The sequence below is a fragment of the Streptomyces sp. NBRC 110035 genome, assembly GCF_000829695.1.
Lineage (GTDB): Bacteria > Actinomycetota > Actinomycetes > Streptomycetales > Streptomycetaceae > Streptomyces.
This window is the reverse complement of the sequence record NZ_BBNN01000016.1, coordinates 175,321-196,040: the sequence shown is the minus strand read 5'-3', so window position 1 is coordinate 196,040 and position 20,720 is coordinate 175,321. Positions and strand designations below refer to the sequence as shown.

Annotated in this window: 16 protein-coding genes; 6 read left to right on the top strand and 10 right to left on the bottom strand. The window is 73.6% G+C overall.

Annotation, left to right across the window (positions count from 1 at the left end):
* The first annotated feature begins 394 nt into the window (after positions 1 to 394).
* Positions 395 to 2,164 (top strand): PucR family transcriptional regulator ligand-binding domain-containing protein, encoded by a 1,770-nt coding sequence (locus TU30_RS03410; protein WP_042164303.1) that lies wholly within the window; start codon positions 395 to 397, stop codon positions 2,162 to 2,164.
* Positions 2,165 to 2,397: 233 nt separating this feature from the next.
* Positions 2,398 to 3,165, top strand: coding sequence for a hypothetical protein (locus TU30_RS03405; protein WP_042164774.1), 768 nt, complete (start codon positions 2,398 to 2,400; stop codon positions 3,163 to 3,165).
* Between the two features lie 320 nt (positions 3,166 to 3,485).
* Here the strand turns inward: TU30_RS03405 and TU30_RS03400 are convergent, their stop codons facing one another.
* A complete protein-coding gene (locus tag TU30_RS03400) occupies positions 3,486 to 4,313 on the bottom strand; it encodes a GntR family transcriptional regulator (protein ID WP_042164301.1) in 828 nt (275 codons plus the stop codon).
* A 178-nt stretch (positions 4,314 to 4,491) separates the two neighbouring features.
* Here TU30_RS03400 and TU30_RS03395 point away from each other — a divergent pair, with 178 nt between their 5' ends.
* Together TU30_RS03395 and TU30_RS03390 are read left to right on the top strand one after the other, a co-directional pair.
* Complete coding sequence (locus TU30_RS03395; RefSeq protein ID WP_042164299.1) at positions 4,492 to 5,394, top strand: (2Fe-2S)-binding protein; 903 nt, start codon at positions 4,492 to 4,494, stop codon at positions 5,392 to 5,394.
* Positions 5,395 to 5,710: 316 nt separating this feature from the next.
* Positions 5,711 to 6,754, top strand: coding sequence for a DUF2637 domain-containing protein (locus tag TU30_RS03390; protein WP_042164297.1), 1,044 nt, complete (start codon positions 5,711 to 5,713; stop codon positions 6,752 to 6,754).
* 89 nt (positions 6,755 to 6,843) lie between these two features.
* Here the strand turns inward: TU30_RS03390 and TU30_RS03385 are convergent, their stop codons facing one another.
* Together TU30_RS03385 and TU30_RS03380 are read right to left on the bottom strand one after the other, a co-directional pair.
* The gene (locus TU30_RS03385; RefSeq protein ID WP_370626549.1) at positions 6,844 to 7,278 is read right to left on the bottom strand and encodes an ATP-binding protein; all 435 of its coding nucleotides are present in this window, start codon (positions 7,276 to 7,278) and stop codon (positions 6,844 to 6,846) included.
* Between the two features lie 344 nt (positions 7,279 to 7,622).
* Entirely contained in the window at positions 7,623 to 8,291 is a 669-nt protein-coding gene (locus tag TU30_RS03380; protein ID WP_042164296.1) for a hypothetical protein, read from the bottom strand.
* A 240-nt stretch (positions 8,292 to 8,531) separates the two neighbouring features.
* Here TU30_RS03380 and TU30_RS03375 point away from each other — a divergent pair, with 240 nt between their 5' ends.
* Positions 8,532 to 10,022, top strand: a complete 1,491-nt coding sequence (locus TU30_RS03375; RefSeq protein ID WP_042164770.1) for a helix-turn-helix transcriptional regulator — start codon at positions 8,532 to 8,534, stop codon at positions 10,020 to 10,022.
* A 6-nt stretch (positions 10,023 to 10,028) separates the two neighbouring features.
* Here TU30_RS03375 and TU30_RS03370 read toward each other — a convergent pair whose 3' ends face one another.
* Together TU30_RS03370 and TU30_RS03365 are read right to left on the bottom strand one after the other, a co-directional pair.
* Positions 10,029 to 11,771, bottom strand: a complete 1,743-nt coding sequence (locus tag TU30_RS03370; protein ID WP_042164294.1) for a pyruvate dehydrogenase — start codon at positions 11,769 to 11,771, stop codon at positions 10,029 to 10,031.
* A gap of 76 nt (positions 11,772 to 11,847) precedes the next feature.
* Positions 11,848 to 13,227 carry a protein phosphatase 2C domain-containing protein gene (locus tag TU30_RS03365; protein ID WP_042164293.1) on the bottom strand — a complete coding sequence of 460 codons (1,380 nt, stop codon included), beginning with the start codon at positions 13,225 to 13,227 and terminating at the stop codon, positions 11,848 to 11,850.
* Between the two features lie 212 nt (positions 13,228 to 13,439).
* On the opposite strand from TU30_RS03365, the gene TU30_RS03360 reads away from it, so the two are divergent.
* The gene (locus TU30_RS03360) at positions 13,440 to 13,922 is read left to right on the top strand and encodes a DUF456 domain-containing protein (protein ID WP_042164291.1); all 483 of its coding nucleotides are present in this window, start codon (positions 13,440 to 13,442) and stop codon (positions 13,920 to 13,922) included.
* A 39-nt stretch (positions 13,923 to 13,961) separates the two neighbouring features.
* Here TU30_RS03360 and TU30_RS03355 read toward each other — a convergent pair whose 3' ends face one another.
* From TU30_RS03355 to TU30_RS03335, 5 genes are all read right to left on the bottom strand, one after another.
* Complete coding sequence (locus TU30_RS03355; RefSeq protein ID WP_078878082.1) at positions 13,962 to 14,534, bottom strand: methylated-DNA--[protein]-cysteine S-methyltransferase; 573 nt, start codon at positions 14,532 to 14,534, stop codon at positions 13,962 to 13,964.
* Positions 14,531 to 15,937: a bifunctional transcriptional activator/DNA repair enzyme AdaA gene (locus TU30_RS03350; RefSeq protein ID WP_042164288.1), complete on the bottom strand. Its 1,407-nt coding sequence runs from the start codon at positions 15,935 to 15,937 to the stop codon at positions 14,531 to 14,533. The genes TU30_RS03355 and TU30_RS03350 overlap by 4 nt, the downstream gene beginning before the upstream one ends.
* Before the next feature lie 125 nt (positions 15,938 to 16,062).
* Complete coding sequence (gene rsgA / locus TU30_RS03345; RefSeq protein WP_042164286.1) at positions 16,063 to 17,178, bottom strand: ribosome small subunit-dependent GTPase A; 1,116 nt, start codon at positions 17,176 to 17,178, stop codon at positions 16,063 to 16,065.
* Positions 17,179 to 17,476: 298 nt separating this feature from the next.
* Positions 17,477 to 19,006, bottom strand: a complete 1,530-nt coding sequence (locus TU30_RS03340) for a cellulose-binding domain-containing protein (RefSeq protein ID WP_042164284.1) — start codon at positions 19,004 to 19,006, stop codon at positions 17,477 to 17,479.
* Positions 19,007 to 19,267: 261 nt separating this feature from the next.
* Positions 19,268 to 20,593, bottom strand: coding sequence for a radical SAM protein (locus tag TU30_RS03335; protein WP_042164282.1), 1,326 nt, complete (start codon positions 20,591 to 20,593; stop codon positions 19,268 to 19,270).
* Positions 20,594 to 20,720: the final 127 nt, after the last annotated feature.

The window sequence follows — 20,720 nt, the reverse complement described above, 5'->3', positions numbered from 1 at the left end:
CTTCGTCTCGTGGCTCGTACGGATCGAGCCAGTCCGGGTGCGGCGGGTCCGGCTCGTGCAGAGGGGATTCACGCGGAGTGGCCTCAGTACACCGCCCGCTGCTCCACCCGGGTCAGTCACGAAAGACATGAAGGAGTTGCCTGGCCAGCGGGGGCATCTTGTAGATTCGTATGAAAAGAGGACCTCAGTAACCTCCTTGTCTTCCTCCGGAAACAACGGACACGGAAGAGACGGAGTACACAGTCCGGGGGGGACGGGCGACCGTGCCGGATCGGCCACTCACCCGGGCGCTGCGGGGAAGCCCCCCGCGGACCGTCCACGGCCTGTGAGCGGGTCCCCACAGGCCCATCGTAGACATCGGTACACATCGAGACAGGGAACGGCGGCGACGAGAATGCGGCTGCGCGCACTGCTGGAGACCGACGCGCTGGGGCTCGCGCTGCTCGGCGGCGAGGACGAGCTGGACCGCACCGTGCACAGGGTGATGACCACCGACCTGCGGGACCCCAGCCGCTACCTCTCCGGCGGGGAACTCGTGCTCTCCGGTCTGGCCTGGCGCCGGGACGCCGCCGACTCCGAACCGTTCGTACGGCGTCTGGTGAAGGCGGGGGTCGTCGCCCTGGCGGCCGGCGAGGCGGAGCTGGGCACCGTCCCGGAGGACCTGGTCGTGGCCTGTGCGCGACACCGGCTGCCGCTGTTCGCGGTGCACGAGTCGGTGGCCTTCGCGACGGTCACCGAGCATGTCGTACGGCAGGTGTCCGGCGAACGGGCCGGGGACCTCGCGGCCGTGGTGGACCGGCACCGGCGGCTGATGACGTCGGGCCCGGCGGGCAGCGGCCCGGACGCGGTGCTCGACCTGCTCGGCACCGACCTGGACCTGCGGGCGTGGGTGCTCTCACCGACCGGGCGGCTGATCGCGGGTTCGGAGGCGGGGCCGCGGCTGCCCGACGACGTGTGCGTGCGGCTCGCGTCGGAGCAGCTGGCCGCCGCCCGCGGCGACCGCGGCGGCCCGCTCCGGGTGACCCTGGACGACCGGACGACGTACAGCCTCTTCCCGGTGCGCGGCGGTGGACTCACGGGCCGGACGGTGACGGCCGCTCCGCAGGCCGCACAAGCCCCGCAGCCCGCACAGCCCGGGCCGGGCGGGCCGGGCACACCGGCCTCGCCGGAGCTGCGGGACGGCAGGGACGGCAGGGAGACGGTGCTGTCGGACTGGCTGCTGGTGGTCGAGGCGGACGCCGGGGACTGGGCCGAGGAGCGACTGGACCTGCTGTACGGGGTCACCCAGCTGATCGCGGTCGAGCGGGACCGCCGGAACGCGGCGCGCACGGTACGGCGCCGGCTCGCGCAGGAGGTGCTGGAGCTGGTGCAGGCGGGCGCGGCGCCGGCCGAGGTCGCGGCCCGGCTCCGGGTGGCGGCGCCGGTGCTGGTGCCCGCTCCCGGGGCCGCGCCGCACTGGCAGGTGGTCGTCGCGCGGGTCGACTGGGACGGCGGCGGGTCCGGGGACGGGGCGGCGGCGCAGGCGCTGCTCGAGGAGATCCTGGTCGACCCCTCGTCGACGGGGCCCGAGCACTCCGACCGGATCGCGGTGGCGCACACCGGGGACGAGGCGGTCGCGCTCGTCCCGCTGCCCGCGGTGGCCGGCGAGCACGAGGGTGCCGAGGGGCGGGGACTTCTCGCCGACGTGCTGCTGGAGTCCGTACGGGAGCCGCTGACGGCAGGCCTGGACGGCGACGGGCGGCTCACCCTCGGGGTCAGCGCGGCCGTGCACTCGGCGGAGGGGCTGCGCGGGGCCCTGGAGGAGGCCCGGCACGCGCGGCGCGTGGCCGCGGCGCGGCCGGGCCGGGTCTGCGCGGCCGGCCACCACGAGCTGGCCTCGCACGTCCTGCTGCTCCCGTTCGTCCCCGACGACGTACGGCGGGCCTTCACCGCGCGTCTCCTGGGCCCGCTGCGGGACTACGACCGGCGCCACCGCGCCGAACTGATCCCCACGCTGGAGGCCTTCTTGGACTGCGACGGTTCCTGGACCCGCTGCGCCGCCCGGCTGCACCTGCACGTCAACACGCTGCGGTACCGGGTGGGGCGCATCGAGCAGCTGACGGGCCGTGACCTGTCCCGCCTGGAGGACAAGCTGGACTTCTTCCTGGCCCTGCGCATGAGCTGACGGCCGGACGGCCGGCCGGAGTTCGCGGGGCGGGGGTGGCGCGTGGTGAGGGCGTGCGCCGGTGGGGAGTCGCGGGCGCCGTCGGGCAGTCCACCGTTCGGGCCCGTTGATCCACGACTTTGTGAAATCCTTCACCCACCCTCTTGGCCCGGCCCCGTTGTTCGTGCTGAGATGCGGCCACCACTCAACAGCTCGATGGCGTGCTCGGGGAGGGCAACGTGGCGCACACCGCCATGTCTGGTAACGGAACGACCGCTGGTGACGATCCCCTCCAGACCGCGGTATGGCGGTTGCGCTCACGCGCCTGCTGGGCCGACGCCGCCGCCCTGCTCACCCCGAGCACCCCGGCCGCGGCGCTGCAGCGGTCGTCGCTCCTGGTGGAGCGGTGCCTGTACACGGAGGCGGGCTGGGGCGAGGCCGAGGACGCGCTGCGGACGGCCGAGGCGCTGGCCGACACCGATGACGAACGGGGTGCCGCGGCCTGTGAACGCGGGTACCTGGCCTACGCCGCCACCCTGCTCGCGGTGCGCGACCGGGCCGACGAGGCGCGGGCCGCGCTCGGGCGCGCGGCGGCGCTGATCCCTCCGGGAGCCCCGGCACGGGCACTGCTGGACTTCCGGCGCGGGCTGATCGCCGAGAACCTGGCCCGCTCCCCGCAGTCGGCGCGTGCCGCGTACCGCCGCGCCCACGCGGGCGCCACCACGCACGCCGATCCACTGCTGCTCTCCGGCACCTGGCGCCACCTCGCCGGACTCGCCCTGCGGGAGGGCGAGTTGGCGGAGGCGCGGCACGGCTTCGCCGAGTCGCTGCGGATCCGCGAGGAGTTGGGCTATCTGGTCGGCACAGCCCCGGCCCTGGTCTCCCTCGCCGACACGGAGACCGAGCCGGAGGCGTCCCGTCTGCGCGAGGAGGCCCGTCGGCTGCTGCGCCTGCTCGGCGGCGTCCCCACCTGGCTGTCCCGCCAGCTGGCACCGCAGAGCCCGGGCGCGGCAACGGCATGACGACCTCGGCCGCACCCGGCCCGTCCGGCGTTCGAGGACGAGGCCCGTTCGGATCTGAAGGGGGTCTGGGGGCGCTCCCCCAGGGAGGGAACGGGGCGGGTCGGAGGCGGGAGGGGACGGGGCGGCGGAGACAGGGCGGGACGGGGCGGCGGAGGCGGGAGGGGCATCACCGCCCGCCCCGTTGAAGCGCCCCCCCACCAGCGACCGGACCACGTCCAGATCGCCGACGGTCAACGCGTCGAGGTAATCCGGGGGCACGGCCCCCAGGGACGGAACGGGGCGGCGGCGGAGGCGGGAGGGGCACCACCGGCGCCGACCGCTCAGCCCGCCCCGTTGAAGTGCTCCCCCACCAGCGACCGGACCACGTCCAGATCGCCGACGGTCAACGCGTCGAGCAGAGCCGTGTGTTCGTGCGCGTCGGCGATCAGCTCCGCGCGGCCCCGCACCCCGGGGGCGCTGCCGGCCAGGGGCCACTGGGCGCGGCGGTGGAGGTCCTCGGCGATGCGGACCAGTTGTTCGTTGCCCGCGAGGGCGAGCACCGCGCGGTGGAAGGCCCGGTCGGACTCGGCGTACGTGGCCCGGCAGCCGGAGGAGGCGGCCCGGACGGTGGCCTCGGCGAGGGGGCGCAGTCCGGCCCAGCGTTCGGCGGGCACCGTAGCGGCCAGCCGCAGCATCACCGGGACCTCGATCAGCGCCCGGACCTCGGCCAGTTCGGCGAGCTCCCGGTCGCCCCGTTCGACGACCCTGAAGCCCCGGTTGGGCACGACCTCGACCGCGCCCTCGAGGGTGAGCTGCTGCATGGCCTCCCGGACGGGTGTCGCGGAGACCCCGAACCGCTCGGCCAGCACCGGCGCGGAGTACACCGCGCCGGGCCGCAGGTCGCCCGTCACCAGCGCGGTGCGCAGCGCGGCGAGGACCTGCCCGCGCACGGAGGACCGCTGGAGGGGTGTGCGGGGCCGGGGAAGGACGGCGGGCGGTTCGCCGCGGGTGTGCTCACCGCGTACGGCGTCGTCCCGGCCGGGTGCGGCGTCGGCTCCGCCGCTCCGTACGCCGGACCGGGCCGGTCCCCTGCCTCCGCCCGCGCCCGTGCCGTCCCGCCCGGTCCCGGTGCCACCCGCCCCTGCGAAGCCCTTCGCGCCCTGCCTCACGGGGTCCTCCTCGGGACGTTTCGGTACGTGGGGTCATTACGGCGGTTTGTCGTTTGCCCGTCACGCACCATACGGGCACGGGCCCCCGCTTCACATCTCGAAGATCTTGGGTAAGGTGAGCCTTACCTTTACCGGCCCGGCGTCGGGCCGGTTCGGCGACACGTGAAGGGGTGGTCCCATGGCAGCGACCGGTTCGGCCGTCGCGGACGCGTACGCCCGCCTGGCGGAGGCCTTCCCGGCATTCGCCGTCACGGAGCTCGCCGCCGACGAGGAAGTACCCCGGGAGGGCGCCTGGGTGTCCGCCGACGCGCTGGCCGAGGGGGACGGCGGCTCCGCGCTGGACGCCTTCCTGGCCTGGGACGACAGCCAGGTACTGCGGGACTACGGACAGCAGGCCCGCCCCGACGTGGTCGCCAGCTTCGGCCTGCACCGCTACGCCTGGCCCGCCTGTCTGCTGATCACCGTGCCGTGGTTCCTGCACCGCCGCGTGCCCCGTTACCCCGTGACCCACGTCTCCTTCGACCGTGTCGCCGCCGGACTCGCCGTGGGCCGCATGGCCGTACGCCCCCACACCTTCGCCTGCCTTCCGCACGACCCGGCGGCCGCGCTGCCCGGCGCCCGCGTGGTGGTGGACGAGGAGGCCCTGCGCGCCGAGGTGCGCGCCGCCGTCGCCGAACACCTCGGACCCGTCCTCACGGGCTTCGGCCCGAGGATGCGCCGTCGCGGCCGCGCCCTGTGGGGCATGGCGACCGACGAGGTCGTGGAGAGCCTGCGGTACATCGGGCAACTCCTCGGCGAGGAGGAGCGGGCCCTGCGGGAGCTGGAACTGCTGCTGCCGGGCGCCACCAAGCCGTACGTCGGCTCGGCGGGTTTCCGCCCGGCCACGGGGCCCGACGGCCAGGCCACGCACACCCGGGACCGGATCAGCTGCTGCATGTTCTACACCCTGCGCCCCGACGACGTCTGCGCCACCTGCCCGCGCACCTGCGGCACCGGAAGGGTGAGCGAGAAGGCGGCCACCGGCAAGGTCATCAGCATGCCCACCGAGGTCACCACCATGCCGGTGGCGAAGGCGAGCTGACGCCGCGCCACTCGGCGCGCCCCTCGCCGCCCCGCCCGTCCGCCCACTGGATCCGCCGGCTCCGCACCACCACGAAGGTCACAGGGTCTTCACGATTCCCTCGCCCGTTGCGAGGTGTACTCACGGAACCACCCGTACGGGTAGTCTCATTCGAACCCAACTCCCGCCCCTCGCGCGTCAGTTCCAACAGAACGCCGCCCTGGGCATCCCCTCGCACCTCTAATGGCGACCACTTGCCCCGAAATCCCCAGAGGAACGGCGGGATTGGGCCACTATGGCGGGCGTTACGCCCTATCCCAATGCAAGGGACCCCTAGATGAGACTGACCGACATATCGCTGAACTGGCTGCTTCCGGGCGCCGTGCTGCTCCTGGGCATGCTGGCGGCGGTGGCGGTGCTCGCGCGCGGCAAGCGCTCCTCGGTCAAGGACACGAGCGCGGACGACTCGTGGGAGCGCAGCGAGGAGCGCCGCAGGCGCAAGGAGGCTCTGTACGGCACCGTCTCCTACATCCTGCTGTTCTGCTGTGCCGCGGTGGCGGCAGCGCTCTCCTTCCACGGTCTGGTCGGCTTCGGCGAGCAGAACCTCGGCCTGTCCGGCGGCTGGCAGTACCTCGTGCCCTTCGGTCTGGACGGCGCGGCGATGTTCTGCTCGGTGCTCGCCGTGCGCGAGGCCAGCCACGGTGACGCGGCGCTCGGCTCCCGCATACTCGTGTGGACCTTCGCGTTCGCCGCGGCCTGGTTCAACTGGGTGCACGCTCCCCGGGGCGTGGGGCACGCGGGCGCTCCGCACTTCTTCGCGGGCATGTCCCTGTCGGCGGCCGTGCTGTTCGACCGCGCGCTGAAGCAGACCCGCCGGGCCGCCCTGCGCGAACAGGGCCTGGTGCCGCGTCCGTTGCCGCAGATCCGGATCGTCCGCTGGCTGCGGGCTCCCCGGGAGACGTACCGTGCCTGGTCGCTGATGCTGCTGGAGGGCGTACGCAGCCTCGACGAAGCGGTCGAGGAGGTCCGCGAGGACCAGCGCCAGAAGGACGAGACACGCCGGCGCCGGCGCGACCAGGAGCGGGTGGAGCGGGCGCGCTTGAAGGCCATCAGCCGGGGCCACCGCGCTCTCGTGGGCGGCGGTGGCCATCCCATGGAGGCCCCGACCGTGGAGCGGGCGGACGACATGGCGACCAAGGAGCCTGCCATAGCGGCGCCGGAGGCCGTCCTGCCCGTGCGCTCGCGTCCGTCCCTGCAGCCGGTACGCGGGCGTTCCGACCCGATGACCGTCGACCTCACCGCGGAGGACGACACCCAGGCGCTGCCGCGTCTGGACTCCCTCGAGCGCAAGCTCAAGGACCTGGAGCAGCAGTTCGGCTGACGCGGGCGGGACGGGGCACTCGACGGGACGGGGTACGGCCGCACGGGCCGTACCCCGTCCCGTCGGGTGCGTCGGTGCCGGTGCCGGTATCAGGCGGCGTCCGTCTCGAGTTCGAACCAGACCGCCTTGCCCACCCCGTGCGCCCTGATCCCCCACGCGTCGGCGAGGGACTCGACCAGGACCAGTCCACGGCCGTGCGTACCGTCGTCGGCGGCCGGTACCCGCGGCCGGGGTTCGTGGTCCACGAAGTCCCGTACCTCGACCCGTAATCCGCGAGGTCCGACGGTGGCCGTCAGGACCGCCGCCCGGTCGGTGTGGATCAGGGCGTTGGTGACGAGCTCGGTGGTGAGGAGCTCCGCCGTCTCCGACTGTCCTGGCCTCCCCCAGTGCCTGAGCATGTGTCGTAGGTCGTGGCGGGACTCGGGCACCGCCCGCAGGTCCGCGCGCCCCAGCCGACGTTGCAGCCGGGCCGCCTTCGGTGTCTGCGCCGCGTCCCCGTCGGCCGTCCCGTCCACGGTCGTCACCGAGCCGGTCCCGGCCGCGCCGGGACAACCCCCCTGTGCCTGCCTTCTCATGGCCCCCGCCCACGTTCCGGTGTCGATTCCCCCTGCGGCTCGAACATGTCCGGGAGAATCCATGCCCTGTCACCCACGCGGCAGTCATGCGGCGGTCACAAGGCGTCGTCAAAGCCGGATATTGGCCGAACTTCAACGGCCACACACGTGTGCGGGGCCGTCCTCCCGACCCCCGTGGCGAGAGGACGGCCCCGGGTCCGCGGTGGTCGTGCGGCCCGTTGCGGACCACGCTCTTCCGGACAGTTCCCCTCCGGACAGCTCACTTCCGGACAGTTCCCCTCCGGACGTCGGTGTCAGTACAGCCTGTTGACGGCCTTGGTCGTCGTCTTCTTGAAGGCGGCCACCGGGGCGTTGCCGAAGTCGCCCATCTGCCCCCAGCTCACGATGGTGACCGTCCTGCCGTCGCGTCCCACCGACAGCAGGTGGATGTCGGTGGCGCCCCAGGAGGCACGGGTGTGCAGCCCGTGGACCTGTGCGCCCTCCTCGACCGGCAGCGAGCCGTAGTACCGGCCCTCGGCCCCGGTCTCCGGGTCCGACTGCTCGATGCGGTCCGCGCAGGAACGGATCCTCTTGTTGATCAGGGCGGCCAGTGCCTTGCCCTGGGCGGCCGAGCCCGTCACGACCGTGGCCTGCACGGCGCCCGTGTCCGGTTCGGTGTGGAAGACCCGGTGCCGGTAGTCGTAGGCCGGAACGCCGTCCTCTCCCAGACAGGGGGCGAGCTCGATCGGGAAGCCGTCGGTGACGGGCCCGGCCGTCCACTCGGACGACGGGTGCGGCGGAAGCTGGGACGCCGCGAGGAACTTGGGTGGCACGGCCTTCGCCTGCCGTGCCTTCGCCTGCTGTGCCTTCGGCGCCACGTCCGTGGCAGGCGCGGCTCCGGCCGGCCCGGTGAGCGACGTGACGGCGGCGAGTGCGAGGAGGGTGATGACGGAGAGTGCGGCGGCCCGGGTGCGCATGGGCATGGGTGTCCCCCGTGAGGAGTGTGTGGTGGGATGCGGGTGCTGCCGGGATGGCCTGGACGGTCCGTCCGGTGGCCGTCGGGGCGACACCAGGAGCATCTGCCGTCCCGGGAGGCAGGCGCAAGCGTCGGCGGCCGTTCCCGGGGCATGGAACCATCCCAGCCCGTCTGACGTGCAGGTACATGAAGTGCCTGGGATGCCGTCCCGGGCCCGTCCGGCCCGACGAGTGCGCGCGGGGTGAAGGTGTCGGCACAGGACGACGTGGCCGAGTTCGCGGCACGGCTGCGGGAGCTCAAGGAACGTACGGGCCGCAGTTACGGCTCGCTGGCCCGCCGCCTGAACATGAACACCTCGACGCTGCACCGCTACTGCGCGGGCGAGGCGGTCCCCCTCGACTTCGCTCCGGTGGAACGCTTCGCCGCCCTGTGCGGGGCCTCGGGCGCGGAACGCCTGGACCTCCACCGCCGCTGGCTCCTGGCCGTCGAGATACGGCAACGACCGCGAGCGGGAGAGGCGCCGGCAGCGGCGGTCGTGGACACTCCACCTGCCACCACGGCTCCGGTCACCGGGCGCACGAACAGCCGTCCCGCAGAGACGACCAGTGGCGACGGGGCCGGGGCCCAGGATGACACCGCCATGGACACGGACACCGCTTCCGGGATCGTCCCCGGCACCGATCGACCGCGCCTGGACGCGGGCGTCGTCATCGGTCCTCACCCCCCGGCCGGCCGGCCCCTCCCCCGGCCGCGCCCCTGGTACCGGCGCCCGCGCGTCGCGGGTGTTCTGGCCGTCGCGTGCGCGTTGCTCGCCACCGTGGGCACGCTGGCCGCGCTGCGGGACGGCCACCGCTCCTCCCCCGACGACACCTCCCGGGCCACCGCCGACTCCGTACCGACCTCCTTCGTGGACCCCACGGCACCGGGTCTGCGTGTCCCGTCACCGCCCGCCTCGGCGTCCGCCTCGTCCGGACGCCCGGAGCGCTCACCGGACGGCTCCGGAACCGGGCGCGGGCCCTCCGGCCCGGCCGCTCCCGGCGGCACCTCCGGGAGTTCCGCGGGGGGCGGCTCCGACGGTTCCTCCAGCGGCTCGTCCGGGGGCTCCCCCGCACCCGCCGGTGCGCCTCTCGCCTGGACCGCGGATTCCCAGGCCTGGGCGTACGGCTGCGGTCACGACTACGTCGTCGCCAAGCCGCCCGCCCAGGTGCCCCCGCCCCCGGTCCCGCAGGATGCCGGTACCTGGGCGGCCACGCAGGCGGCGGTGCACGGGGGCGAGACGATCGTGAGACTGTCCGTACAGGGGACGTCGGACACTGCAGTCGTCCTCACGGCGCTGCGGGTCCGGGTGACCGGCCGCGCCGACCCCGCTCCGGGCAACGCGTACGCCATGGACCAGGGCTGCGGCGGCGCCCTCACCCCGCGGTACTTCGCGGTGGACCTGGACAAGGACCGGCCGATCGCCCGCGCGGTCGCGGGGAACGACGCCGGTACGCCGATCCCGGCGGTCCGCATGCCCTACCGGGTCTCCGCGAAGGATCCGGAGGTGCTGGAGGTGACCGCCAGGACCGCGGACTGCGACTGCCGCTGGTACCTGGAGCTGGACTGGTCCTCGGGCGGCCGCTCCGGCACCGTCCGGATCGACGACGGCGGCCGTCCCTTCCGCACCAGCGGCATCGCGGGGCTGCCCCGCTACGAGTACGACACCTCCAACCGCCGCTGGGCACCCCGCACAGACTGAACCCCTTCACGGGCGCGGCACGTTGCGCAGGTTGGAGCGCGCCATCTGGAGCATCCTGCCGACCCCGCCGTCCAGCACCATCTTCGACGCGGACAGCGCGAAGCCGGTCACCATCTCGGCCTTGATCTTCGGCGGGATGGACAGCGCGTTGGGGTCGGTGACGACGTCGACGAGGGCCGGGCCCTTGTGCTTGAACGCGGACCTGAGTGCCCCGGCGAGGTCCTTCGGCTTCTCCACCCGCACCCCGTACGCGCCGCACGCGCGGGCGACGGCGGCGAAGTCCGGGTTCTTGGTGGTGGTGCCGTGCGAGGGCAGCCCGGCGACCAGCATCTCCAACTCGACCATGCTCAGGGAGGAGTTGTTGAAGACGACGACCTTCACCGGCAGGTCGTACTGGACGAGGGTGAGGAAGTCCCCCATGAGCATGGTGAACCCGCCGTCGCCGGACATCGACACGACCTGCCGGCCCTGGTCCACGAACTGCGCCCCGATCGCCATCGGCAGCGCGTTCGCCATCGAACCGTGCGAGAACGAACCGATGACCCGGCGACGGCCGTTGGGCGAGAGGTAGCGGGCCGCCCAGACGTTGCACATCCCGGTGTCCACGGTGAACACCGCGTCGTCGTCGGCGATTTCGTCCAGGAGGGAGGCCGCGTACTCGGGGTGGATCGGCACGTGCTTCTCCACCTTGCGCGTGTACGCCTTCACCACCCCCTCCAGCGCGTCCGCGTGCTTCCTCAGCATCCGGTCGAGGAACCTGCGGTCGTCCTTGGCCTTGATCCTCGGGGTCAGGCAGCGCAGCGTCTCCCGCACGTCGCCCCACACCGCGAGGTCCAGCTTCGAGCGCCGGCCGAGGTGCTCGGGCCGCACGTCGACCTGGACGATCTTCACGTCGTCGGGGAGGAAGGCGTTGTACGGGAAGTCGGTGCCGAGCAGGATCAGCAGGTCGCACTCGTGGGTGGCCTCGTAGGCGGCGCCGTATCCGAGCAGCCCGCTCATGCCGACGTCGTACGGGTTGTCGTACTGGATCCATTCCTTGCCGCGCAGGGCGTGCCCGACCGGGGACTTGATCTTCTGGGCGAGTTCCATGACCTCGGCGTGCGCGCCCTGGGTGCCGCTGCCGCAGAAGAGGGTGACCTTTCCGGCGGAGTCGATCATGTCGATCAGGCGGTCGATCTCGGCGTCGCCGGGGCGGACCGAGGGGCGGGAGGTGACCAGGGCGGTCTCGGCGGCCTGGTCGGGGGCCTGCCGGTCGGCGATGTCACCGGGGAGGGTGACGACGCTGACGCCGGAGCGGCCGACCGCGTTCTGGATCGCGGTCTGGAGCAGCCGGGGCATCTGCTGGGGGTTGGAGATCATCTCGCTGTAGTGGCTGCACTCGCGGAACAGCTGGTCGGGATGGGTCTCCTGGAAGTAGCCGAGGCCGATCTCGCTGGAGGGGATGTGCGAGGCGAGGGCGAGGACCGGGGCCATGGACCGGTGGGCGTCGTACAGCCCGTTGATGAGGTGGAGGTTGCCGGGCCCGCAGGAGCCGGCGCAGGCGGCGAGGCTGCCGGTGATCTGCGCCTCCGCACTGGCGGCGAAGGCGGCGGTCTCCTCGTGCCGGACGTGGACCCAGTCGATGGCGGAGTTGCGGCGCACGGCGTCGACGACGGGGTTGAGGCTGTCGCCGACGACGCCGTAGAGGCGTTTGACTCCCGCGCGGGTCAGGATGTCGACGAACTGTTCCGCGACGTTCTGTTTGGCCATGGTTCCCAGGTGCCCCTTCGGTGTCCGTGAATCCCTGGATCCTCGTCCGGGTTCCATGGAGTCACACCCGGCGGGTTCACGCCTCCCAGACGGCGGCGGCCGTGCGGTCGTCCGCGTATCCCTTGACCCGTACCTGGGTGTCGGCGAGGAACGCGGCGAGGCCCGGCGGTCCGGGGCGGGACCACCGCACGGCGAGGTGGGCGCGGAGTTCCTCCTCGCCGCGCAGCGGGTCGGCCAGGCCAGGACTGCACAGCAGGAGGGTGTCACCCTCGCGGGCGACGGACGTACGGAAACGGAAGGGCTCGCGCGCAGGGCCGGGGGCGGGCTCGTACCGGCTCGGGGGTGTCGGTATGCCGAGGTCCATGGTGAGCCGGTCGCCCTCGGGGGTCTCGGAGGGCGGCGAGCCGAAGCCGAGCACGGCCCCGCCCCTGGCCTCGGCGGCCTCCGGTTCGATGTCCTGCCACGCCCCGCCCCGCAGCCGGAACAGTCCGCCGTCGCCGACCCCGAAGAAGACGCGGGTCCGGCAGCCGGGGTCGGCGGGCAGCAGCAGGCAGCGCAGGGTGGCCGCGTACGCCTCGGGTTCGAGGCCCTGCTCGGCGGCGCCCGCGCGGAGCCTGCCGAGGGTGCGGTCGGTGAGGCGGTGCAGCCCCGACTTGAGGTCACCGCGCCGGCCCGCCCTGATGTCCTCGGCCAGACGGGCGTGGCTGAGGCCCACCGCCTTGCCGATCCACCGGCAGGCCTCGGCGGCCGCACGATGCGCTCCGGGGGCGCCCCGTACGCCGGTGGCGACCGCCACCAGCACCAGGGCCCGGTCCCCGCTGCCGAACCGGGCGGTCAGCAGGGCGTCCCACCGCGGTTCGCCCCGGTACCGCGCGGAGTCACCGCGTACGGAGGCGGCCCGCAGGGTGCAGGAACCGTACCGGGCGCCGTCGAGCACGGTGTCCGGGACCAGGTCCTCCAGTGCGTGGGGGTCGGCGGCGGGCAGCGCGGTGGGCTCGGCGTCGTAGGTGGGCGGCCGGGAGCCCACGTGGCCGCGCGGCGAGGGCGGCGGTTCCACGGGCGGGACGAGGCGCGGGGCCCGGGGGCCGGGGGAGGCGCCGGTGGGGGTGGGGCCGGGGACGGCATCGGGTGGGGCGGGAAAGCCGGTCGCCGAAGTCGTGCGGCCCGGCGGGGGCCAGGCCGGCGGTGCTCCTTGCGGCGGGTGGGGCGTCCGGCCACCGGAGGACTGTGTGCCGGACGGCTGCGTGCCGGACGGGTTCCCCGTGGAAGGCCCTCCGTGCGCCGGCTCGCCCACCGGACCGTCCGCCCCCTCGTTCACCGTGCCGGCCACGGAGTCGAAGCGGTCCTCCAGGGAATCGGGCGCGGGCGCGGAGCCCGTGTCCGCGGTGGCACCGTCGTACAACTGCCCCCACCAGTCGTCCTCGTGGCCGGTGGACCTGCCCCCCTGCTCGCTCATACCTTGCATTGTCCACCGCGCGGGCCCGATGAGACCCGATGAGAACGGAGCAGGGGAAATCCGTTCCCGGCACCGCGCGGCCTACGGCACCACGGCCACTCGGGACACATGGGGCACATGAGGCACACGGGGCACGGTTGTTCGACGCGAGGGGCCGGTGGGAGCCCCACACCTGGTCTGCGCCTCCGGCCGCCCTCCGGCACCCTGGACAGATGGGAGCGTGGGATCTCCTGCTGACCGGACTGGTGATCCTGTTCGGCCTGTGCGGAGTACTGCTGCCCGGGGTGCCGGGGTCGTGGCTGGTGTGGGCCGCGATCCTGTGGTGGGCGCTGAAGGACCCGCGGCCCGTGACGTGGTGGGTACTGGTCGGCGCGACGGTCGCCCTGCTCCTGTCCCAGGTGGTCCGCTGGACCCTGCCGCCCCGCCGGCTCCGGGCCGGCGGCATCGACGGCCGGGTGCTGGCGTACGCGGGCGCGGGGGCGTTCCTGGGCTTCGTCCTGGTGCCCGTCCTGGGCGCGGTCCCGGGATTCGTGGCCGGGATCCACGCCTGCGAGCGGGTCCGCCTGGGCCGCCGCGGCGAAGCGGTGACGGCGACGCGTACGGCGATGCGCTCGGGCGGCTGGAGCGTGCTGACCGAACTGTTCACCTGCCTGCTGATCACGGCGGCATGGCTCGTCACGGTCGTCTGGCGATGACCGGCAGGCCGGCCGGCCTGCCGGTCCACCGGTCCGCGGCTACGGCCGCAGTGCTCCCTCGTGGGTGAGCAGGTGGATCTTGCGGTCCAGGCCGCCCGCGTATCCGGTCAGCCTCCCGTCGGCGCCGATCACCCGGTGGCAGGGGCGCACGATCAGCAGCGGGTTCGCGCCGATCGCCCCGCCGACGGCCCGTACGGCGGCCCTGGGGGCGCCGATCCGCGCGGCGATCTCCCCGTACGACACGGTCGCCCCGTAGGGGATGTCACCGAGCGCGGCCCAGACCTTCTCCCGGAAGGGGGTGCCGGCGGTGTGCAGCAGCAGCCGGAAGTCCTCGAGCTCACCGGCGAAGTACGCGGCGAGCTGCTCCTCGGCCGCACGGAACGGGCCCGGGTCCTGCCGCCAGGCCTCCCGCACACTGCGCCCGCCCTTCTGCCCGGGCACGGAGAGCGAGGTCAGCGCCCCGTCCGGGCCGGCGGTGAGAAGCAGTTTCCCGAGAGGGCTGTCGACACTGGTCCAGTACGTGTCCGTACCCGTGCCGGTACTCGTGCCTGTGCCTGTGCCGACCGTGCCGTCCGCCGTCGTGCTCGTGGTCGCGTTCGTGGTCGTGTTCATGAGTACTCCAACTCCCCTGCCGCGCGCAGGTGGTTCAGGGCGTATGAGCGCCAGGGGCGCCAGCTGTCGGGCAGGTCGGGGCCGGGCAGGGCCACGTCCGGGTCGCCGAGCGCGCGGGTGCGGATCTCGGCGATGGTACGGACGTCCAGGCCCGGAACGCCGGTCAGGGCGTCCGCGGACTCGTCCCGGTCGGCGCCGGGGTCGAGCCGTACGGCGCCGTCGGCGAGGGCGGCGGTGAGCGCACCCAGGGTGCCTCCGGGTTCGGCGTCGGCGAGGACGGACGGTTCGGGGAAGAGGTGGGTGAGGGTGCCGCAGGGGGCGTCGAGCGTCTTGCCGTACCGCTGGACCAGCCGTGTGGCCTCGCCACGCCCCACCAGGGCCCGTACGGCGAGTTCGGCGGGGTCGGTGGTGCCCGGCGAGCGCAGTCCCGGCCGGGCGGCGACCAGTGGGGCGAGCCGCGTGTCGGCGCCGAGCCGTTCGTCGACGGCGTAGGGGTCCGCGTCCAGGTCGAACAGGCGGCGCAGCCGCTGTACGGCGGTGGTCAGGTCGCGGAGGTCGGTGAGGTGGATGCGGGCGTCGAGCCAGCCGCCGGGGCGGGCGCCGGAGCCGGTGCGGGCGGCGCCGGGATGTTCGTCGACGGCGGTGGTGCCGGTGCCGTACGGAAGCCGGAGGGTGCGCCGGTAGGTGCGGGTGCCCGGGGTGCCGGTGACGTCCTCGACGCCCGGGACGGCCTCGCGTTCCAGCAGGTCGAAGACGGGTCCGGGCTGGTAGGGGCCGCGGTGGGCGAGGCGCAGGGGGACACCGGCGGGGGGAGTGGCCGTGCGGTGGCCGGCCCGGCCGCTCCGTGGCGCGGCGGCACGCAGTTCGCTGGGAGTGGCGGCGTACACGGCCCGGACGGTCTCGTTGAACTGCCGCACGCTGGCGAACCCGGCGGCGAAGGCGATCCCGGTGACCGGGAGCATGGTGGTCTGGAGGAGCACGCGCGCGGTGTGCGCCCGCTGCGCCCGGGCGAGTGCGACGGGTCCCGCGCCGAGTTCGCCGGTGAGCTGGCGCTGCACCTGGCGGGCGCTGTAGCCGAGCCGTGCGGCCAGTCCGGCGACCCCTTCGCGGTCGACGACGCCGTCGGCGATCAGTCGCACGGCCCGGCCCACGACGTCGGCGCGTACGTTCCACTCGGCGGAGCCGGGAACGGCGTCCGGACGGCACCGCCGGCAGGCCCGGAACCCGGCGCCCTGCGCGGCGGCGGCGGTCGGGAAGAACCGCACGTTGCGTCGCTTGGGCGTGACCGCGGGGCAGCTGGGACGGCAGTAGATCCCGGTGGTCGCGACGGCGAAGAAGAACGCCCCGTCGAACCGTCCGTCCCGGCTGCGCACCGCCTCGTACCTGCTGTCCTCGTCCGTCACGCCGTCCAGTCTCCACCGGCCGGCGGACCCCGGCTGGCGGAAATCGGACGTGAAGGACGGGAGGGCGGGCGGCCGCCCGGTACTCGGCGGACGGCCGCTGCCGGCGTTCGGACGGGCGACCGGTGTTACCGCCGGCGGCTGTCGCCGCCCCTCTTCGCCTCCATGGCGGCCCTGCCGATCGCCCCCTTCCGCTTCCAGTCCTTGCGGATCTCGGCGCGGAGGCGTGCGTCGGTCTTGGCGACGATGCGCCGGTTCTCGCGGAGCAGCTTGCGGTAGCTCTCGAGGCGGCGTTCCGGGAGGGCACCGGTCTCGATGGCCTCGGTCACGGCGCAGCCCGGCTCGCTCTCGTGGGCGCAGTCGTGGAAGCGGCAGCCCTCGGCGAGCTCCTCGATCTCGGAGAACACCTGGCCGACACCGCTGCCGGCGTCCCAGAGGCCGACGCCCCGCAGGCCCGGGGTGTCGATGAGGACGCCCCCGCCGGGCAGGGCGAGCAGGTTGCGGGTGGTGGTGGTGTGCCGGCCCTTGCCGTCGACGTCACGGGCGGCCCGTACGTCCATCACGTCCTCGCCGAGGAGGGCGTTGGCGAGGGTGGACTTGCCGGCGCCGGACTGGCCGATCAGGACGGAGGTACCCCCGGCGGCGACGGCGGTGAGAACGTCGAGCCCTTCCCCGTCCTGCGCGCTGACGGCGAGTACCGGCACGCCGGGCGCGCTGGTCTCCACGTCCTGGACCAGGTGCGCCAGCGTCACCGCGTCCGGCACGAGGTCGGCCTTGGTGAGCACGACCACCGGCCGGGCCCCGGACTCCCAGGCGAGTGCGAGGAACCGCTCGATCCGGGCCAGGTCGAGCTCGACGGCGAGCGGGACGGCGATGACGGCGTGGTCCACGTTGGCGGCGAGGATCTGCCCCTCGGACCGCTTGGACGAGGTGGACCGCACGAAGGCGGTGCGCCGCGGGAGGCGGGCACGCACATACCTCGGCGTGCCCCCGTCCGGGTCGACGGCGGCCCAGTCCCCGGTGCACACGACCCGCAGGGGGTCGTGCGGGGTGACGAACGCGGTGTCGGCCCGCACGGTCCCGTCACCGGTGACGACGTCGCACTGCCCGCGGTCGACCCGCACCACACGGCCGGGCAGCAGCCCCTGCGCGCCGTACGGGGAGAACGCGTCCTCCCAGGCCTCGTCCCAGCCGAAGGCGGCGAGAGGATGCGGGGAAGCGGAAGGAGAAGAGGAGAGGTTCAAGGGAAACCCTTCGAAGGGCGGCCCCGGCACCGCGCTTCACAGGCGCGGCAGAGGAAGAGGTGTCAGCCGAGGGCCACGGAGGTGGGATGAACGGACGTCCGGATGCGGGCAGCACCCCTCACGGAAACAGCCATCGGTCACACCTCCCTTTCACCACACGTACCAACGACAGCAGCAGCCAACGGCCCTGCTCACTTCCGCGCCCAGGGTAGAGTGCCGATCAGCCGGACGGCCACTCCTTTTCCGCACCCACCGCGCCCACCGCGTCCCGCCCCCGGTACGGGCCCGCCGGACCCCGTCACCCGCTCGCGCAGGAGCGGCCGTTGAGGGTGACGTCGGTGGGCGGGGAGTTCTCGCCGGTCCAGGAGGCGAGGAAGCCGAAGGCCAGTTTCCCGCCGGCGGGGACCCTCTTGTTGTAGTCGGCGGGGGTGGCGGTGACGCGGGAGCCCTGCTGGCTCGCTCGGGCGTCCCACATCTGGGTCACGCGCTGGCCGTCCCGGAAGGTGAAGGCGACGCGCCAGGATTCGAGGGGCTCTGCCGTGGTGACGGTCAGGGTGGCCTGGAAGCCGTCGGGCCACTGGTTGCCCAGGTCGTACGTGGCGTGGCAGACGGCCGGCTCGGCGGGCGCGGTGGTCCGGGGCGGGGAGGCCGTGGCGGAGGTGCTGCCCTGCGGTTCGGGGTCGGGGTCGGGGTCGGAGTGGGGGCCGGTGTCGGGGTCGGTGGCCGACCGGCCCGGGGCGCGTCCGTCGGCGGAAGGTTCGTGAGCGTCGGTGGATGCGGCGCCGGGGGCCGAGGCGGGTGGGGCGGCGCCGGGGCCCTCGGGCGGGTACGGATCCGGGTCGGCCACCGCCCGGCGGTCGGCGTCGGGGCGGGCGGCGCTGCCTTTCTCCGCGCCACCGAACTGCGTCAGGGAGACGGCGAGCGCGATTCCCGACACCAGGACGGCGGCGACCATCAGCCGGTTGCGGACGACGCGCGCCCGGTCCGATGCGCCGGCCGGGGCTCCGTCCGCGCCGGGTCCGTCGGGGCGGCCGGGGCCGAGGCGTGCCTCGGCCGCGCGGCGGCGGCGCTCCAGGTAGGCGAGGCCACCCCAGCCGATGATCCCGCCGGTGAGCGCGACGGGCAGTCCGCCGCCGTGCAGCCGCAGGCAGGAGGCGGCCTCGGCGCACTGCACGCAGACGGCGAGGTGCCGGGACAGGTCGTCGGGGGTGTCGGCTGCGGGCGAGCGGGTGACGGCGTCCAGCAGCCGGGCGTAGCTGCGGCACTCCGCGTCCATCGGCGAGTCGAGGTGGTTGCGGTGGCAGCGGTCCCGGAACAGGCGGCGGACCTGGGCGAGTTCGTCCGCGGCGGTGGCGGGGTCGAGGCCGAGCCTGCGGGCCACCAGGGGCAGGGGCAGGGACTCCGCCTCGGCCAGCCAGAGGAGTTCGGCGTCGGCCTGCTGCAGATCGCGCAGTCCGCGCAGGGCGATCGGGCGGCTCAGCGGCGGGCCGGTGTAGCGGGCGGCCTTGTCCGAGTGGAGCCACAGCCGCAGGTCGGGATCGAGCCGGTGCCCCTGTCCGATGTCCTCCCAGTCCGCGGCCGTGGTGCGAACGGCGGCCAGCAGCAGGGGTATTCGGGGCAGCCTGGAGGAGCGGCGGCCGGTGCCGCGCACCGTACTCGCCTCTGCCTCGCGCACCGCCCGTATGCCGTGTGCGAACGCCTCGCGCGCGAGTTGCGCGGCGGCGGTGGAACCGGCCGTGCAGAGATCGGCGTACGAGAGCACCGCGTCCCAGCACTCGGAGAACAGTGCTGCCTCGGTGGCGTCCTGAGGGGCCGGCAGGTCGGGCATGAGTCTCCTGCATCCACGAACGAGGTCAACTCGGCATTCTGAAAGCGCAGTTGGAGAAACCCTCGGGGAGGTGGACGAGCTTTTCACGATCTCGACACAACTGACAAGCTCGCTCTCCGCTTCGGGCGGCACGGCGAGAGGCGTACGCGCCCGCGCGCACGCCTCTCGGCGGAGCATACGCAGGGAAGGCCGGAACGTCTGCGTTCCGGCCTTCCCTGTTTTCCCGTTCTCCTGCTCAGGCGCTCCCGGCCCTCGCACGTCTCACACCTCGACGGGCTCCTGCGCCGGGAGGCTGTCCATGAAGGAGCTGACGGAGAACACCGCGCGCCCCGGTCCGGGCTCACCGTAGCCGGGGGGCGAGGACAGGCCGAAGTCGTCCATCGTGGCGCGGTAGGCCTCGAGCAGCCTGATGTGGTACTCCAGCGGCGCGCCCTGCGGGTTGGCCTTGCCGAGCGGGGTCGTCGGCTCGGGGCACCAGGTGGTGAAGCGGGGCGTGATGCCGTGCGACATGAAGAAGCGCAGGCCCTCGGTGGTGGAGGCGATGGCCTCGTCGACCGTGGTGAAGCCGAAGGGCTCGGCCATCTCCACGCCTGCCACGAAGTTCGGGATCACGTTGCGCGCGCCGAAGACGTCCGCGGAGTCCAGGATGCGCTTGTGCCACTCGTCGCGGCCGACGTAGCGCTCCTTGCCGGGGCAGTACAGCTCGAACAGACGGCGGTCCCACACCTCGTAGTTGGGGTGGTAGATCTGTACGCCGTAGTCCTTGAAGCGCTGCACGTCGTCCCTGGGCAGCGCCTGGGCGACGACCTTGCCGATCCAGCGGCCGGGGAAGCGCTCCTCGATGGCCTTGGCGTAGTGGCCGTAGAAGTCGGCCTCGTCACGGCCGGCGACCGTCCTGGTGATCGCGCCGCCGGTCAGCGTGTAGGCGGTGGACGCCTTCGCCGTGTCGTACCGGTCGATGATCTCCAGCGCCTCGAGGACCTCCTCGACATCCTTGACCCCGGTGTAGGGGCGGCCGGCCGCCTTGTGCTGGCGCCAGTTGTGGTTGATGTCGCAGTACTGGCACTCCTCCTTGGCGCCGAAGTACTGGCAGACCCGGAAGACGGTCAGGTAGATCAGGTAGCCCCACTGGATCGTGGGGGCGACCTCCATGACGGACTTCCCGTTGGAGAGGGTGTGCCGGTAGTACTCGGGCATCGGCGGCACGCCGACGTCCGAGATGCGCTTGCCGTCGAGGTAGAGGCCGAGGACCCCGTCCTCGTCCGCGGCGACCCGGTAGGGGGAGGCCGGGTTCACCCTCACGGAGACGACGGTACGGCGCAGGTCGTAGGGGCCGCCGGTGAGGATGATCTCCTCGGGCGGGCGCCGGAGCGCGGCCTCGCCCAGCTCGGGCAGCGTGCCGTGGTCGAAGGAGAAGATGAAGTACGACTTCGGTTTGACCTCGCCGCCCTCGTTGTCGCTGAGGGCGGACGGGTCGAAGGCGACCCCGCCCCGGAGCAGGTCCTCCTTGAGGACGGCCTCGCGCGGCACGTGCGGGAACCGCTCCATCAGATCCTCGACCAGCGCGGTACGGCTGCCGCTGCCCATCCCGTGTCTCCTTCCGATGCGGACGTACGACTCCCGGCTCGGACGTACGACTCCTCACGGTATGCCCCTGCCCGTCGGTCCGTGGTGCCGGGGCCCCCGACGTGACGCGGGGCACTCCCCGGGACCT